The following is a 13,159-nucleotide window of genomic DNA, read 5'->3' on the forward strand; positions in this document are numbered from 1 at the left end:
CCCCCCCCCCCCCCCCCCCCCCCCCCCCCCCCCCCCCCCCCCCCCCCCCCCCCGCGCCCCCCCCCCCCCCCCCCCCCCCCCCCCACCTCTTTGTCTTACGGCATCGGGTTTTTCACCCGAACGCGACTACTTTGCGCGCTTGGCCGGAGCCTTCTTGGCCGGAGCCTTCTTGGCTGCGGTCTTGGCGGGAGCCTTCTTGGCCGGAGCCTTCTTGGCCGGAGCCTTGGCTGCGGTCTTGGCCGGAGCCTTCTTGGCGGGAGCCTTGGTGGCAACCGTCTTCTTGGCTGCGGTCTTGGCCGGAGCCTTCTTGGCAGGAGCCTTGGTGGCAACCGTCTTCTTGGCTGCGGTCTTGGCCGGAGCCTTCTTGGCGGGAGCCTTCGCGGCAACCGTCTTCTTGGCTGCGGTCTTGGCCGGAGCCTTCTTGGCCGGAGCCTTCTTGGCTGCGGTCTTCTTGGCAGCAGCCTTCTTGGCTGCAGCCTTGGTGGCCGGTGCTGCTACGCCACGCTTGACTGCCGGGCCGGTGGCCGGAAGCTTCTGTCCACCAGCGATAACAGCCTTGAACTGCGCACCCGGACGGAAAGCCGGAACCGACGTCGGCTTGACCTTGACGGTCTCGCCCGTACGCGGGTTGCGTGCAACACGTGCTGCACGACGACGCTGCTCGAAGACTCCGAAGCCGGTGATGGTCACGCTCTCGCCACGGTGGACGGCGCGGACGATGGTGTCCACGACGTGCTCCACTGCGTCGGTCGCTGTGCGCCTGTCCGAACCCAGCTTTTCAGTCAGAACATCGATGAGCTCTGCCTTGTTCATTGAAATTCCTCCGCTAATTGTGGTCCACCGTCGGACCGACTGAGAACCACGGTAAACCTGATAACGGCAAGAGTCTATGTGCCACGCCAATTCTCATTCAACGTGACTGCGAAATGGTGACCTATTTCTCTTCCCGCGCGGAGTTGCGGATTTCGGTTCAGCCCTGCGAAATTCGGGCTGGAAGGGTAGTCGGTTTCCATGAAGGCCTTGACTTTTCGAACTCGGAAATCGCGTCTACCTGCCGCAATGTCAGTCCGATGTCGTCGAGACCCTCCAGCAGACGCCACCGTGTGTAGTCGTCAATATTGAACGGCACCACCGTAGTTCCGGCGCTGACGGTCCGATTCTCGAGATCTACTGTCAATTCCAGTCCGGGCTGCTCTTCGAGCAACTTCCAGAGCAATTCGACGTCGCTCTGCTCGACCTGTGCCGCTACGAGACCGGCTTTTCCGGCGTTTCCGCGGAAGATGTCGGCGAACCGGGAAGCAATGACGACCCGAAATCCGAAGTCGGAGAGAGCCCACACGGCATGCTCACGCGAAGAGCCCGTGCCGAAATCGGGACCGGCCACGAGGACGCTTCCCTTGTCGTACGGAGCCAGATTCAGAATGAAGTTGGGGTCGGTACGCCAGCCTGCAAACAGCCCGTCCTCGAATCCGGTGCGCGTCACCCGTTTCAGGTACACGGCAGGGATGATCTGGTCGGTATCGACATTCGAGCGTCGCAGCGGGACGCCGATACCCTTGTGCGTGGTAAAGGATTCCATCGAAATTCTCCTCGAGATGGTAAGTGGGTCAGACCAGATCGGCCGGTGCCGAGAGCGTTCCGCGGACCGCCGTGGCAGCCGCGACGAGCGGGGAAACCAGATGAGTCCGGCCGCCTTTACCCTGTCGGCCTTCGAAATTCCGGTTGGACGTCGATGCCGAACGCTCGCCGGGAGCAAGCTGGTCAGGGTTCATTCCCAAGCACATCGAGCAACCGGCCTGGCGCCATTCAGCCCCTGCCGCTGTGAAGATTTCACCGAGACCTTCGCTTTCGGCTTGAGCCCGCACCCGCATCGAGCCGGGAACGATGAGCATCCGAACGCCCTCTGCCACATGGCGACCCTCGAGCACCTCCGCCACTGCGCGCAGGTCTTCGATGCGTCCGTTGGTGCACGAACCGACGAACACGGTGTCGACAGAAACATCCCGAAGCGGCATACCGGCGTCGAGACCCATGTAGGTGAGCGCCTTCTCGGCTGCCTGACGCTCGCTCTCGTCGACGATCAGTTCGGGATCAGGCACACGGTCGCCGAGCGGCGCACCCTGTCCCGGATTGGTTCCCCACGTGACGAAAGGCGTCAATGCGCTTGCGTCGATGTGAACCTCGTTGTCGAATTCCGCGCCCTCGTCGGTCTTGAGCAACTCCCACGCGGCGACGGCTTCGTCCCACTCTGCGCCGGACGGTGCATGCGGACGGCCCTTGATGAACTCGTAAGTGGTCTCGTCCGGTGCGATCATGCCCGCGCGGGCTCCGGCCTCGATCGACATGTTGCAGATGGTCATACGAGCTTCCATCGACAGTTTGCGAATGGCCTCGCCGCGGTACTCCAGTACGTAGCCCTGGCCGCCGCCGGTGCCGATCTTGGCGATGACTGCCAGGATCAAGTCCTTGCTCGTGACGCCGGGAGGCAGCTCGCCGTCGACCGTGATCGCCATGGTCTTGAAGGGGCGCAACGACAATGTCTGCGTTGCCATCACATGCTCGACCTCGCTGGTGCCGATTCCCATTGCGAGCGCACCGAATGCGCCGTGCGTCGACGTATGACTGTCGCCGCACACCACGGTGGTTCCGGGCTGCGTCAGGCCGAGCTGCGGTCCGACCACATGCACGATGCCTTGGTCGAGATCGCCCATGCGGTGCAAGCGAACTCCGAACTCCTCGCAATTTCGGCGCAAGGTGTCGACCTGAGTCTTGGACACAGGATCTGCGATCGGCTTGTCGATGTCGATCGTCGGAACGTTGTGGTCCTCGGTGGCGATCGTCAGGTCGGGACGGCGCAACTGGCGTCCCGCCAGGCGAAGTCCGTCGAATGCCTGGGGGCTCGTCACTTCGTGAACGAGGTGGAGATCGATGTAGATGAGGTCGGGATCCTGCCCCTCCCCTTTCACGACAACGTGGTCGTCCCACACCTTCTCGGCGAGAGTGCGTGCTTTCTGTGCCATGTCTTCCACCTCTGTACGTAGCCTCGCGTCGGCGGACTACGGGCTGGCCCGCCGCGCGTGAAGTAGGTCCCCAGCCTTCACAGCAGATGCAGACTGTCCCGAGGAAATGCGCTATCCCTCCAGGAAATGCGGTAGCATCCCACTATGCGAGAAACTGGTATCGACCTATGAGACAGCATAGCGGCATCGGCGTCCTGGACAAAGCAATGGGCGTGCTTCATGCAGTAGCTGAGGAACCGTGCAGCCTCACCGAACTCTGTGCACGAACCGGTTTGCCGCGCGCGACCGCCCATAGACTCGCCGTCGGTCTCGAAGTCCATCGACTCCTCACTCGCGACTCGGACGGTCAGTGGTGCCCAGGGCCCGGACTCGCCGAACTCGCTGCCACCGCTAATGATCCACTCATTGCTGCGGCCGGACTCATCCTCCCCCGCCTTCGCGAAATCACCGGCGAAAGCGTCCAGCTGTACCGTCGCGAAGGCACACAACGCATCTGCGTCGCGTCGATGGAACCACCGACCGGCCTGCGTGACACGGTGCTCGTCGGAGCCCGACTGCCGATGAACGCCGGATCCGGCGCCAAGGTCCTTCTCGCATGGGCAGATCCACAAACCCAACGGACCGTCCTCGCCGATGCGTCCTTCGGCGAACGAGTGCTCCTCGAGGTTCGCCGGCGCGGCTGGGCACAGAGCGCAGCCGAACGTGAGCCCGGTGTCGCCAGCGTCGCGGCTCCCGTCCGAGACTCGGCAGGCGCTGTCATTGCCGCGATTTCGGTCTCCGGCCCCATCGATCGGATGGGTAGACGACCGGGAGCCCGCTGGGCGGCGGACCTTCTCGCAGCTGCCGAAGCGCTCCACAAGCGTCTGTAATTCGTGACACAGTAAGGCCTTCAGATCCTCGAGCACGTAGGAGTACGACGCGACCATGGCAGGAAAGCAGCGTAGTCAGATCACGATGACCGAGGCCGAAATCTCGAGCTTCGTCGAAAAGAGCCGTACGGCAACGATGGCGACGTTGAGCGCCGACGGAATGCCTCACCTGATCGCGATGTGGTTCGCGATAGTCGACGGCGAAATCTGGTTCGAGACCAAAGCCAAGTCGCAGAAGGCCGTCAATCTTCGCCGGGACGCCCGAATGTCCGTCCTGATCGAAGACGGTCAGACGTACGACACGCTCCGAGGAGTCTCGATGGAGGGTACCGGGGTCATCGTCGAAGATCCGGAAGCCCTCTTCGCTGTGGGAATCAGCGTCTGGGAGCGATACACGGGCCCGTACACCGACGATCTCCGCCCGGCCGTCGACGCGATGCTCCACAAGCGCGTCGCGGTACGGTTCGTTCCCGATCGAACTCGTTCGTGGGATCACCGCAAGCTCGGGATGCCTGCGATGCCTCTTTCCGGCTCTACCGCACCGCCGCCGCAGCCCTGAGATTCGTGAGCGGAAAAATCACGAGCAATCGAATTCGGGCCGGCGTAGTTTCACCAACAGGCCCAACAACAAGGAGTGAGCATATGAGCGATCTCGACAGCAACACCCCGTCCGAACCCGAATCCCAATCGGAGGAAACCAAACGAAAGTTCCGTGAGGCCCTCGAACGGAAGAATCATCAGAACGCCAAATCGACCGACCATCGCGACGGACAGTCCAAGGTCCACAACACGCATGGCCCCGCCGATCACAAGCGAGAGTTCCGCCGTAAGAGCGGATAACCGATCGCGGACAACAGAGTGAGATGACGATCACCCCCAGTCGAATTCGACTGGGGGTGATCGTTTTTCGCATCGCCGGAAACATTTCCCGCACATACGAAAAGACCCCCCGATCAATGATCGGAGGGTCTTTCCTTTGTAGCCCCGACGGGATTCGAACCCGCGCTACCGCCTTGAGAGGGCGGCGTCCTAGGCCGCTAGACGACGGGGCCAGGACACGCTTTTAAACGTGGTATTTCAGTCTTGCTCTTGGATGCTCAGCAAGCTTAGCTTGTCTGAGTCCGGCCACAAAATCGACCGGATTTCCGCTGGGGTACCAGGACTCGAACCTAGAATGGCGGTACCAGAAACCGCTGTGTTGCCAATTACACCATACCCCAAGGTCTTGCTCACCAGCCTTGCCCGATCCGCTTCGCTGTTGTGCTCGGCGGCTCGTCTCCGGCCGAAAAGAAGATTACCAGTACCCCTGCCCCAAATACCAAATCGTATGGTCACAGGAGGTTTTTGCTTCATTTTCGGCCGGAAGACCGTCCGATCTAGGCGGTTACCGCTGCCCTACCGGCGCGCAACCGAGCGAGCGAGACCTCACGACCGAGCAATTCCATCGACTCGTACAGCGGAGGGCTGATGTGAGAGCCCGTGATCGCGACCCGAACCGGAGCGAAGGCCTTACGCGGTTTGAGCTCCAGATCCTCGATGAGGGCCTTCTTGAGTGCTTCCTCGATACTGGCCGCCGACCACTCTGAGATGGCATCGAGCGCCGCAAGAGACGCGTCCAGAACCGGACCGGCATCTTCCTTCAAGTTCTTTGCCGCCGCGGCCGGATCGAGAGCAAACGACGCCTCGTCGACGAACAGGAATTTCAGCAGATCCCACGCGTCGGACAGGACGACGATGCGCGTCTGCACGAGGTCCGCCGCAACAGTGAACGTCGCTTCGTCGACGTCGGCGCCGATGTGTCCGTGCTCCACCAGGAACGACTTCAGACGACCGGCGAAGTCGGCCGGCTCGAGCAGACGAATGTGCTCGGCATTGATCGCGTCGGCCTTCTTCTGGTCGAAGCGGGCAGGATTGGAGTTGACCTTGGAGACGTCGAAGGCCGCAACCATCTCGTCGAGCGAGAAGACATCGTGATCGTCGGCGATGCTCCACCCGAGCAGAGCCAGGTAGTTCAGCAATCCCTCGGGAATGAAGCCCCGATCGCGGTGGATGAAGAGGTTGGACTCGGGATCGCGCTTGGAAAGCTTCTTGTTGCCCTGACCCATCACGAAAGGCAAGTGCCCGAACGACGGTGTGAAATCGGCGACACCGATACGAATCAATGCCTCGTACAACGCGAGCTGACGCGGAGTCGAGGACAGCAGATCTTCGCCGCGCAGTACATGGGTGATCTTCATCAACGCGTCGTCGACCGGGTTGACCAAGGTGTACAGCGGAATGCCGTTGCCGCGAGTCAGCGCGAAGTCCGGAACGGTGCCTGCCTTGAACGTGGTCTCGCCCCGCACCAGGTCGTTCCAGGTCAGATCGTGATCGGGCATCCGGAGGCGGACGACGGGCTTGCGCCCCTCGGCGATGTAGGCAGCGCGCTGCTCGTCGCTGAGCTCGCGATCGAAGTTGTCGTATCCGAGCTTCGGATCGCGTCCGGCCGCCTTGTGTCGCGCTTCGACCTCCTCGTTGGTCGAGTAGGACTCGTAGGCCTCGCCCGCGGCCAGCAACTTGGCAACAACGTCGAGATGCAGGTCGCGACGCTCGGACTGGCGATACGGTGCGTGCGGCCCACCGACCTCCGGGCCTTCGTCCCAATTGAGCCCCAACCAGCGGAGGGCGTCGAGGATGGCCTGGTAGGACTCTTCACTGTCGCGCTGCGCATCGGTGTCTTCGATACGGAACACGAATGTGCCGCCGTGGTGTCGTGCGAATGCCCAGTTGAACAAGGCGGTGCGCACCAAACCCACGTGCGGGGTTCCGGTGGGTGACGGACAGAAACGGACGCGTACTTCGCTGTTGGTCATGGCTCACTTGGCTCGGCGATGATGGATGGTCGTACTACAGGTTAGTCCGGCAGCCCTTCCTCCATCCGGCCGATCACTTACCCGGCAGGACGTTGATGCGTGTCATGTCGCCGTCGTAGTAGGCCAGCAGTCGCTTGTCCATGACCTTTCGCCACAGCGGCGGCACCCACGCGCAGACGATCATGACTGCGTAACCCGCTGGAAGTTGCGGCGCTTCGGCCGCACTTCGCAGGCTCTGGTACCGCAGACGCGGATTCGCGTGATGGTCGCTGTGACGCTGAAGTTGATAGAGGAACAGATTGCTGACGACGTGGTCGCTGTTCCAGCTGTCCTCGGGCGAGCACCGGACGTACGAGCCGTCAGGCCGCTTCGCACGTAGCAAGCCGTAGTGCTCGAGATAGTTGGCGGTCTCGAGGAACGTGAAGCCTGCAATTGCCTGAACGGCGAGCCACGGCGCAATTTCCCAGCCGAACGCGGCGATCAGACTGCCGAACAGAACCACACTCATCGCCCACGCGTTCAGGATGTTGTTGCGGTAACTCCACGTCCGTCTCCCCTGACGCCTCAGACGAGCGCTTTCGATCCGCCATCCCGAGCGCAGGCCGCCGATGACGCTGCGAGGCAAGAAGAACCAGAAGTTTTCCTTGTACCGCGAGCTGGCCGGATCCTCCGGCGTCGCGACGCGGACGTGATGACCATGGTTGTGTTCGACGTAGAAATGGCCGTAGAAGGACTGCGCGAGCGCTACTTTCGCGAGCCACTTCTCGAGCTTCTCACTCTTGTGCCCCAATTCATGCGCCGCGTTGATCCCCACACCGGCAACCACGCCGGCAGTCATCGCGAGCGCGAACTTCTCCCCCGCCGCCATCGGCGCGTTCACCCAACACCACGCGACGAACACCAGCCCGACGTATTGGAGGGGCAGGAACAAGTACGTGCACCAGCGGTAGAAACGATCCTCTTGCAATTCAGGGATCGCTTCGTCCGGTGGGCTGTTACCGTCCTCGCCCGCCAGGAGATCGATCAGGGGAATGACGATGACGATCAGCCACGCCCCGATGGCCCAGAAGAGCCCGAGACTGAATTTGTCGACCAGGAACCACGCAGCGAACGGGCTGAGAGGAACCAGCAAACCCAGTGGCCACAGGTAGCGCTTCTTGTCTCGCCACACCGGCCGCTGCCCGTTCCGCGCTTGCCCTGCCGCTGTCCGGGAGGCTTCCGCGAAGGTCGTCATGTATCACCACGTTTCTGCGCAATCCACTCGATTGCCCCATCGGCTTCTATCCAGTTATCGGTCACCCTACTGCTCAGCGTTACATTTCAGGGAATTTGGTCTGTTACGGGCCGCGACAGCAAACCGTGGGGCGAACTCTCCCAACCTGGCCAAATCCGACATAACGCCAGGAGGATCAGAAGCGAAGCTTCGCCTGGGTCATGAAACCCGCAGGTCAGTCCCGGAGCCTGATTTCTTCGAGTCGGTAGGCAATCCCGATCACCCCACTGGCGATAGTTACCATCTTGCAACTTTTCTGCGACAGACACCTCTCGACCTCACACCACGACGGAGGCCCCATCCGGTTGGATGGGGCCTCCGTAGTCGCGTGACTGAACGAACCGGGTCAGGATCAGCTCTTGGCGGTCACCGGGTTCGTGAGCGTGCCGATCCCCGAGACCGTGACCGACACGGAATCGCCGTCGACGATCGGGCCTACTCCGGCGGGGGTGCCGGTGAGGATGACGTCGCCAGGCAAGAGAGTCATCACCGCCGAGATCCACTCGATGATCTTCGGAATGTCGTGGAGGAGAAAAGCCGTGCTGCTGTCCTGCTTGACCTGACCGTTCACCTCGGTCTTGATGTCGACGTCGGACGCATCCAGACTGGTTTCGATCCAGGGGCCGAGTGGGCAGAAAGTGTCGTGGCCCTTCGCGCGCGTCCACTGCCCGTCGTGACGCTGATGATCTCGCGCCGACACGTCGTTGGCGATCGTGTAACCGAGGACCACGCTCAACGCCTTCGCCGCCGGAACGTCCTTGCACGGTTGACCGATGACGACCGCGAGTTCACCCTCGAAGTGCACCTCGTTCGAGGTGGGAGGCAAGACGATCGGGGCACCCGGGCCAACTATGGACGTGTTGGGCTTGAGGAAGATCACGGGGTCCGCGGGAGCCTCTCCGCCCATCTCCGCGATGTGATCTGCATAATTCTTGCCGATACAGATCACCTTGCTGGCGAGAATCGGAGCCAGCAGACGGACATCGGCGAGCGGCCAACTTCGGCCGGTAAATGTGGGGTTCCCGAACGGGTGCTCCGCAATTTCCTTGGCGACGAGGGCATCCTCTTCACCTTCGATACTGACGAACGCAACACCATCGGGACTGGCAATTCGACCAAGACGCATGCCGGCCAGTCTATCGGGGTGCCGGAAACGACTGACGCGCGCAAGCCGAAAGGCTCACGCGCGTCAGTCTCGTGAAAGAATTCCTTACAGCGCTGCAGTGATCCGGTCGCCGATCTCCGTTGTGGAGATGGGACCTTCGCCGCGGGTAGCCAGGTCGGCAGCGACCACAGCCTCTACCCGAGCGGCGTCGTCCTCGCGTCCGAGATGGCGAAGAAGCAGTGCGGCCGAGAGGATCGCGGCGGTGGGATCAGCGATTCCCTTGCCGGCGATGTCCGGAGCACTGCCGTGAACGGGCTCGAACATCGACGGGTTGGTACCCGAGGCATCGATGTTTCCGCTTGCGGCCAAACCGATGCCACCGGTTACGGCGCCGGCGAGGTCGGTGATGATGTCACCGAAGAGGTTGTCCGTGACGATCACGTCGAAGCGCGACGGGTCGGTGACCATGTAGATCGTGGCCGCGTCGATGTGGCAGTACGCGGTTTCGACGTCCGGGAACTCGGCACCGACGGTCTCGATTGCACGCGTCCAGATTGCGCCCGCGTTGGAGAGCACGTTGGTCTTGTGAATCAAGGTGAGGTGCTTGGACCGGGTCTGCGCCAAGGCAAATGCGTAACGCACCACGCGCTCGGCACCGAACCAGGTATTGATCGACACCTCGGTTGCGATCTCGTGATCGGTGCCGACGCGGATCGCTCCACCGTTTCCGGTGTACGGACCCTCGGTGCCTTCACGAACCACGACGAAGTCGATCTCCGGCTGGGCCGCCAACGGCGACAGCGCACCCGGATACAGCTGTGCGGGGCGAAGATTCACGTGATGATCGAGCTGGAAGCGCATGTTCAGCAGCAGACCACGCTCGAGGATGCCGGGTGCGACGATCCGCGGATCACCGATGGCGCCCAACAGAATTGCGTCGTGCTGACGAATCTGGTCCAGCTCGTCCGCCGGGAGCAACTCGCCGGTGGCGTTGTAGCGACGGGCACCGAGATCGTATTCGGTGGTTTCCAGATCCGGAACCAACTTGCCGAGCACCTTGAGCGCCTCGGCAGTGACCTCGACGCCGATTCCGTCACCCGGAATGACCGCAAGCTTCATGGAGTCCTCATCTCAGTAGAACTGTGCGCCTTTATCAACCGCGGGCGGTTGATAAAGGCGCACAGCAAAAACAATCAGGAAAGGTCGACCTGGGCGACGCGAGCGTCGAGCTGCGAGACGATTGCCTCGACCTCGGCGTCACCGACGACGCGATCGACGCGCAAGATGACAGTTGCGCCTTCGCCTTCGGCATCCTGGCTCAGTGCTGCTGCGAGGATGTCGACGCCCGCGTTTCCGAGGACGGTACCGAGGACACCGAGAACGCCCGGGCGATCGCTGTAGTGAACGACGATGTTGTGGCCCTCGGCGCGCAGGTCGAAGCTGCGTCCGTTGATGTTGACGATCTTCTCGACCTGCTGCAGACCGGTGAGTGCGCCCGTGACCGACGTGACCGTGCCGTCGGCGGCAACTGCACGCACCTCGACCGCGCTGCGGTGGGCAAGAGCCTCCGAGTGCTTCTCGACCGACACGGTCACGCCGCGCTGCTCGGCCAGTGCCGGAGCGTTGACGAACGTGACGGCCTCATCGCTGCTGGCGGAGAACACGCCGCGCAGTGCAGCCAGGCCGAGGATGTCGACGGTTTCGGCAGACAGCTCGCCGGTGGCGACAACCTGCACGGTCTGCACAGCTTCGGGCGACAACGTCGCAGCGAGGAAACCGAGCTTGCGGACGAGCTCGAGCCACGGAGCAACTTCTTCGCCCACGGGGCCGCCGGAGACGTTGACAGCCTCGGGAACGAATTCGCCTGCCAGAGCGAGGAGAACACTCTTGGCCACGTCGATACCTGCGCGGTCCTGAGCCTCGGACGTCGATGCTCCGAGGTGCGGGGTGACAACGACGTTGTCGAGCTCGAAAAGCTTGGAATCGGTGCACGGCTCGGTGCTGAACACGTCGAGACCGGCGCCTCGGACCTTGCCGGAGACGAGTGCGTCGTAGAGCGCATCTTCGTCGATCAGACCACCGCGAGCGGCGTTGACGATGATGACGCCGTCCTTGGCCTTGGCGAGGCGCTCGGCGTTGATCAGGCCGGCCGTTTCCTTGGTCTTGGGCAGGTGCACGGAGATGAAGTCGGCACGCTCGACGAGCTCGTCGATGGTGACCAGTTCGATGCCGAGCTGCGCTGCGCGCGCTGCGGGCAGGTAGGGGTCGTACGCGATGATCGTGGTCTCGAACGCAGCGAGACGCTGCGCGAAGAGCTGGCCGATGCGGCCGAGTCCGACGACACCGACGGTCTTGCCGAGGATCTCGACACCGTTGAACTTGCTTCGCTTCCAGGTGTTCTCACGCAGAGTCTTGTCTGCTGCGGGAATCTGGCGAGCGGTCGACATGAGGAGCGCGACAGCGTGCTCGGCAGCGGAGTGAATGTTGGAGGTCGGTGCGTTGACGACCATCACGCCGCGCTCGGTGGCTGCGGGGATCTCGACGTTGTCCAGGCCGACACCGGCGCGGCCGATGATCTTCAGCTTGGTGCCGGCAGCCAGAACCTCGGCGTCGACGGTAGTGGCGGAACGGACGAGAATCGCGTCGGCCTCGGGTACCGCGGCGAGCAGCGCCGGGCGGTCGGGTCCGTCGACCCAACGCACCTCCACACCGTCACCGAGCGCCTCGACTGTGGACGGCGCGAGCTTGTCGGCGATCAGAACAACGGGACGGCCAGGCTGGCTCACGTGCAAACTCCCTGATTAGGTGGGTGTGAAGGTGGTTTAACCACCGATAGTTTAGTGCGCGCTCACTTGGAATCCACAACGCGGTAGGCAATACCACATAGTGGACACTTTCGCGGGCAAATTCTCGACGGAATATGAATCCGGACTCAGACGACCCGGAAAACGACTCCGGCCCAATGCCGCGCTGGTTCAACGTAATTGAACCGGCGCGGCATCAGGCCAGTGGAGACGTGGAGCGTGAAACTGCGAATTACGCGGTTTCGGTGATCGGACGATCGACCCAGCTCATCAGGTCGCGCAGCTTCTTGCCGGTGACCTCGATGGGGTGCTCGGCGTTGGCCTTGCGCAGGCCCTCGAGCTCGGTGTTGCCGTTCTCGACGTTGGCAACCAGACGACGGGTGAACTCGCCGGACTGGATGTCGGCCAGGATCGCCTTCATGCGCTCCTTGGTGTCGGCGTCGATGACGCGCGGGCCGGAGAGGTATCCACCGAACTCAGCGGTGTCGGACACCGAGTAGTTCATGCGGGCGATGCCACCCTCGTACATGAGGTCGACGATGAGCTTGAGCTCGTGCAGAACCTCGAAGTACGCCATCTCGGGTGCGTAGCCGGCCTCGACCATGACCTCGAAACCGGTCTTGACCAGTTCCTCGGTGCCGCCGCAGAGCACGGCCTGCTCGCCGAAGAGGTCCGTCTCGGTCTCTTCCTTGAACGTGGTCTTGATGACGCCTGCGCGGGTTCCGCCGATGCCCTTGGCGTAGGACAGAGCAAGAGCCTGGCCTTCACCCTTGGGATCCTGGTCGATGGCGATGAGCGCGGGAACGCCCTTGCCGTCGACGAACTGACGACGCACCAGGTGGCCGGGGCCCTTGGGGGCGACCATGCCGACGGTGACGAACTCCGGAGCCTTGATCAGGTCGAAGTGAATGTTCAGGCCGTGACCGAAGAACAGCGCGTCGCCGTCCTTGAGGTTCGGCTCGATGTCATTGGTGAAAATGCTCGCCTGAGCGGTGTCAGGTGCGAGCACCATGATGACGTCGGCCCACTCGGAAACCTCTGCCGGCGTACCGACCGTCAGCCCCTGCTCTTCAGCCTTCTCACGCGACTTCGAGCCTTCCTTGAGGCCGATGCGCACATCGACGCCCGAGTCACGCAGGCTCAGCGAATGGGCGTGGCCCTGGCTTCCGTAGCCGATCACAGCAACCTTGCGGCCCTGAATGATCGACAGATCGGCATCGTCGTCGTAGAACATCT

General features: G+C 62.5%; 12 protein-coding genes and 2 tRNA genes. 3 read left to right on the forward strand and 11 right to left on the reverse strand.

The window, feature by feature from the left end; translation table 11 throughout:
- Positions 1–126: 126 nt before the first annotated feature.
- From M1L53_RS28940 to leuC, 3 genes are all read right to left on the reverse strand, one after another.
- The gene (locus M1L53_RS28940) at positions 127–813 is read right to left on the reverse strand and encodes an HU family DNA-binding protein (RefSeq protein ID WP_047271271.1); all 687 of its coding nucleotides are present in this window, start codon (positions 811–813) and stop codon (positions 127–129) included.
- A 157-nt stretch (positions 814–970) separates the two neighbouring features.
- Positions 971–1,579, reverse strand: coding sequence for a 3-isopropylmalate dehydratase small subunit (gene leuD, locus M1L53_RS28945; RefSeq protein ID WP_003944724.1), 609 nt, complete (start codon positions 1,577–1,579; stop codon positions 971–973).
- A gap of 28 nt (positions 1,580–1,607) precedes the next feature.
- Complete coding sequence (gene leuC / locus M1L53_RS28950; RefSeq protein ID WP_003944727.1) at positions 1,608–3,029, reverse strand: 3-isopropylmalate dehydratase large subunit; 1,422 nt, start codon at positions 3,027–3,029, stop codon at positions 1,608–1,610.
- Between the two features lie 158 nt (positions 3,030–3,187).
- On the opposite strand from leuC, the gene M1L53_RS28955 reads away from it, so the two are divergent.
- The 3 genes from M1L53_RS28955 (at position 3,188) to M1L53_RS28965 (ending at position 4,729) form a co-directional block, all read left to right on the forward strand.
- On the forward strand, positions 3,188–3,889 hold the full coding sequence (locus tag M1L53_RS28955; protein ID WP_007729342.1) for an IclR family transcriptional regulator: 702 nt from the start codon (positions 3,188–3,190) through the stop codon (positions 3,887–3,889).
- 55 nt (positions 3,890–3,944) lie between these two features.
- The gene (locus M1L53_RS28960) at positions 3,945–4,448 is read left to right on the forward strand and encodes a pyridoxamine 5'-phosphate oxidase family protein (RefSeq protein WP_003944740.1); all 504 of its coding nucleotides are present in this window, start codon (positions 3,945–3,947) and stop codon (positions 4,446–4,448) included.
- Between the two features lie 83 nt (positions 4,449–4,531).
- On the forward strand, positions 4,532–4,729 hold the full coding sequence (locus M1L53_RS28965; RefSeq protein WP_007729345.1) for a DUF5302 domain-containing protein: 198 nt from the start codon (positions 4,532–4,534) through the stop codon (positions 4,727–4,729).
- Between the two features lie 139 nt (positions 4,730–4,868).
- Here M1L53_RS28965 and M1L53_RS28970 read toward each other — a convergent pair.
- The 8 genes from M1L53_RS28970 to ilvC all read right to left on the reverse strand — a co-directional run bounded on the left by M1L53_RS28970 (position 4,869) and on the right by ilvC (position 13,157).
- Positions 4,869–4,941, reverse strand: a tRNA-Glu gene (locus M1L53_RS28970).
- A 96-nt stretch (positions 4,942–5,037) separates the two neighbouring features.
- Positions 5,038–5,109, reverse strand: a tRNA-Gln gene (locus M1L53_RS28975).
- 156 nt (positions 5,110–5,265) lie between these two features.
- Positions 5,266–6,741, reverse strand: coding sequence for a glutamate--tRNA ligase (gene gltX / locus M1L53_RS28980; RefSeq protein ID WP_003944712.1), 1,476 nt, complete (start codon positions 6,739–6,741; stop codon positions 5,266–5,268).
- Between the two features lie 73 nt (positions 6,742–6,814).
- Positions 6,815–7,975, reverse strand: a complete 1,161-nt coding sequence (locus tag M1L53_RS28985; RefSeq protein ID WP_030535413.1) for an alkane 1-monooxygenase — start codon at positions 7,973–7,975, stop codon at positions 6,815–6,817.
- A 391-nt stretch (positions 7,976–8,366) separates the two neighbouring features.
- Positions 8,367–9,140: a fumarylacetoacetate hydrolase family protein gene (locus M1L53_RS28990; RefSeq protein WP_003944722.1), complete on the reverse strand. Its 774-nt coding sequence runs from the start codon at positions 9,138–9,140 to the stop codon at positions 8,367–8,369.
- Positions 9,141–9,224: 84 nt separating this feature from the next.
- Positions 9,225–10,238 carry a 3-isopropylmalate dehydrogenase gene (locus M1L53_RS28995; RefSeq protein ID WP_003944691.1) on the reverse strand — a complete coding sequence of 338 codons (1,014 nt, stop codon included), beginning with the start codon at positions 10,236–10,238 and terminating at the stop codon, positions 9,225–9,227.
- Between the two features lie 74 nt (positions 10,239–10,312).
- On the reverse strand, positions 10,313–11,905 hold the full coding sequence (serA, locus tag M1L53_RS29000) for a phosphoglycerate dehydrogenase (protein ID WP_054187769.1): 1,593 nt from the start codon (positions 11,903–11,905) through the stop codon (positions 10,313–10,315).
- Positions 11,906–12,155: 250 nt separating this feature from the next.
- Positions 12,156–13,157 carry a ketol-acid reductoisomerase gene (ilvC, locus tag M1L53_RS29005; RefSeq protein WP_030535412.1) on the reverse strand — a complete coding sequence of 334 codons (1,002 nt, stop codon included), beginning with the start codon at positions 13,155–13,157 and terminating at the stop codon, positions 12,156–12,158.
- Positions 13,158–13,159 lie beyond the last annotated feature (2 nt).

This window comes from Rhodococcus sp. T9N, assembly GCF_024436645.1.
Taxonomy (GTDB): domain Bacteria; phylum Actinomycetota; class Actinomycetes; order Mycobacteriales; family Mycobacteriaceae; genus Rhodococcus_F; species Rhodococcus_F qingshengii.

What these genes read in the sequence shown, in the direction of transcription:
- M1L53_RS28940 (WP_047271271.1), bottom strand. Translation starts at nt 813, where the DNA reads ATGAACAAGGCAGAGCTCATCGATGTTCTGACTGAAAAGCTGGGTTCG.
- leuD (WP_003944724.1), bottom strand. Translation starts at nt 1,579, where the DNA reads ATGGAATCCTTTACCACGCACAAGGGTATCGGCGTCCCGCTGCGACGC.
- M1L53_RS28955 (WP_007729342.1), top strand. Translation starts at nt 3,188, where the DNA reads ATGAGACAGCATAGCGGCATCGGCGTCCTGGACAAAGCAATGGGCGTG.
- M1L53_RS28960 (WP_003944740.1), top strand. Translation starts at nt 3,945, where the DNA reads ATGGCAGGAAAGCAGCGTAGTCAGATCACGATGACCGAGGCCGAAATC.
- M1L53_RS28965 (WP_007729345.1), top strand. Translation starts at nt 4,532, where the DNA reads ATGAGCGATCTCGACAGCAACACCCCGTCCGAACCCGAATCCCAATCG.
- gltX (WP_003944712.1), bottom strand. Translation starts at nt 6,741, where the DNA reads ATGACCAACAGCGAAGTACGCGTCCGTTTCTGTCCGTCACCCACCGGA.
- M1L53_RS28985 (WP_030535413.1), bottom strand. Translation starts at nt 7,975, where the DNA reads ATGACGACCTTCGCGGAAGCCTCCCGGACAGCGGCAGGGCAAGCGCGG.
- M1L53_RS28990 (WP_003944722.1), bottom strand. Translation starts at nt 9,140, where the DNA reads ATGCGTCTTGGTCGAATTGCCAGTCCCGATGGTGTTGCGTTCGTCAGT.
- M1L53_RS28995 (WP_003944691.1), bottom strand. Translation starts at nt 10,238, where the DNA reads ATGAAGCTTGCGGTCATTCCGGGTGACGGAATCGGCGTCGAGGTCACT.
- ilvC (WP_030535412.1), bottom strand. Translation starts at nt 13,157, where the DNA reads ATGTTCTACGACGACGATGCCGATCTGTCGATCATTCAGGGCCGCAAG.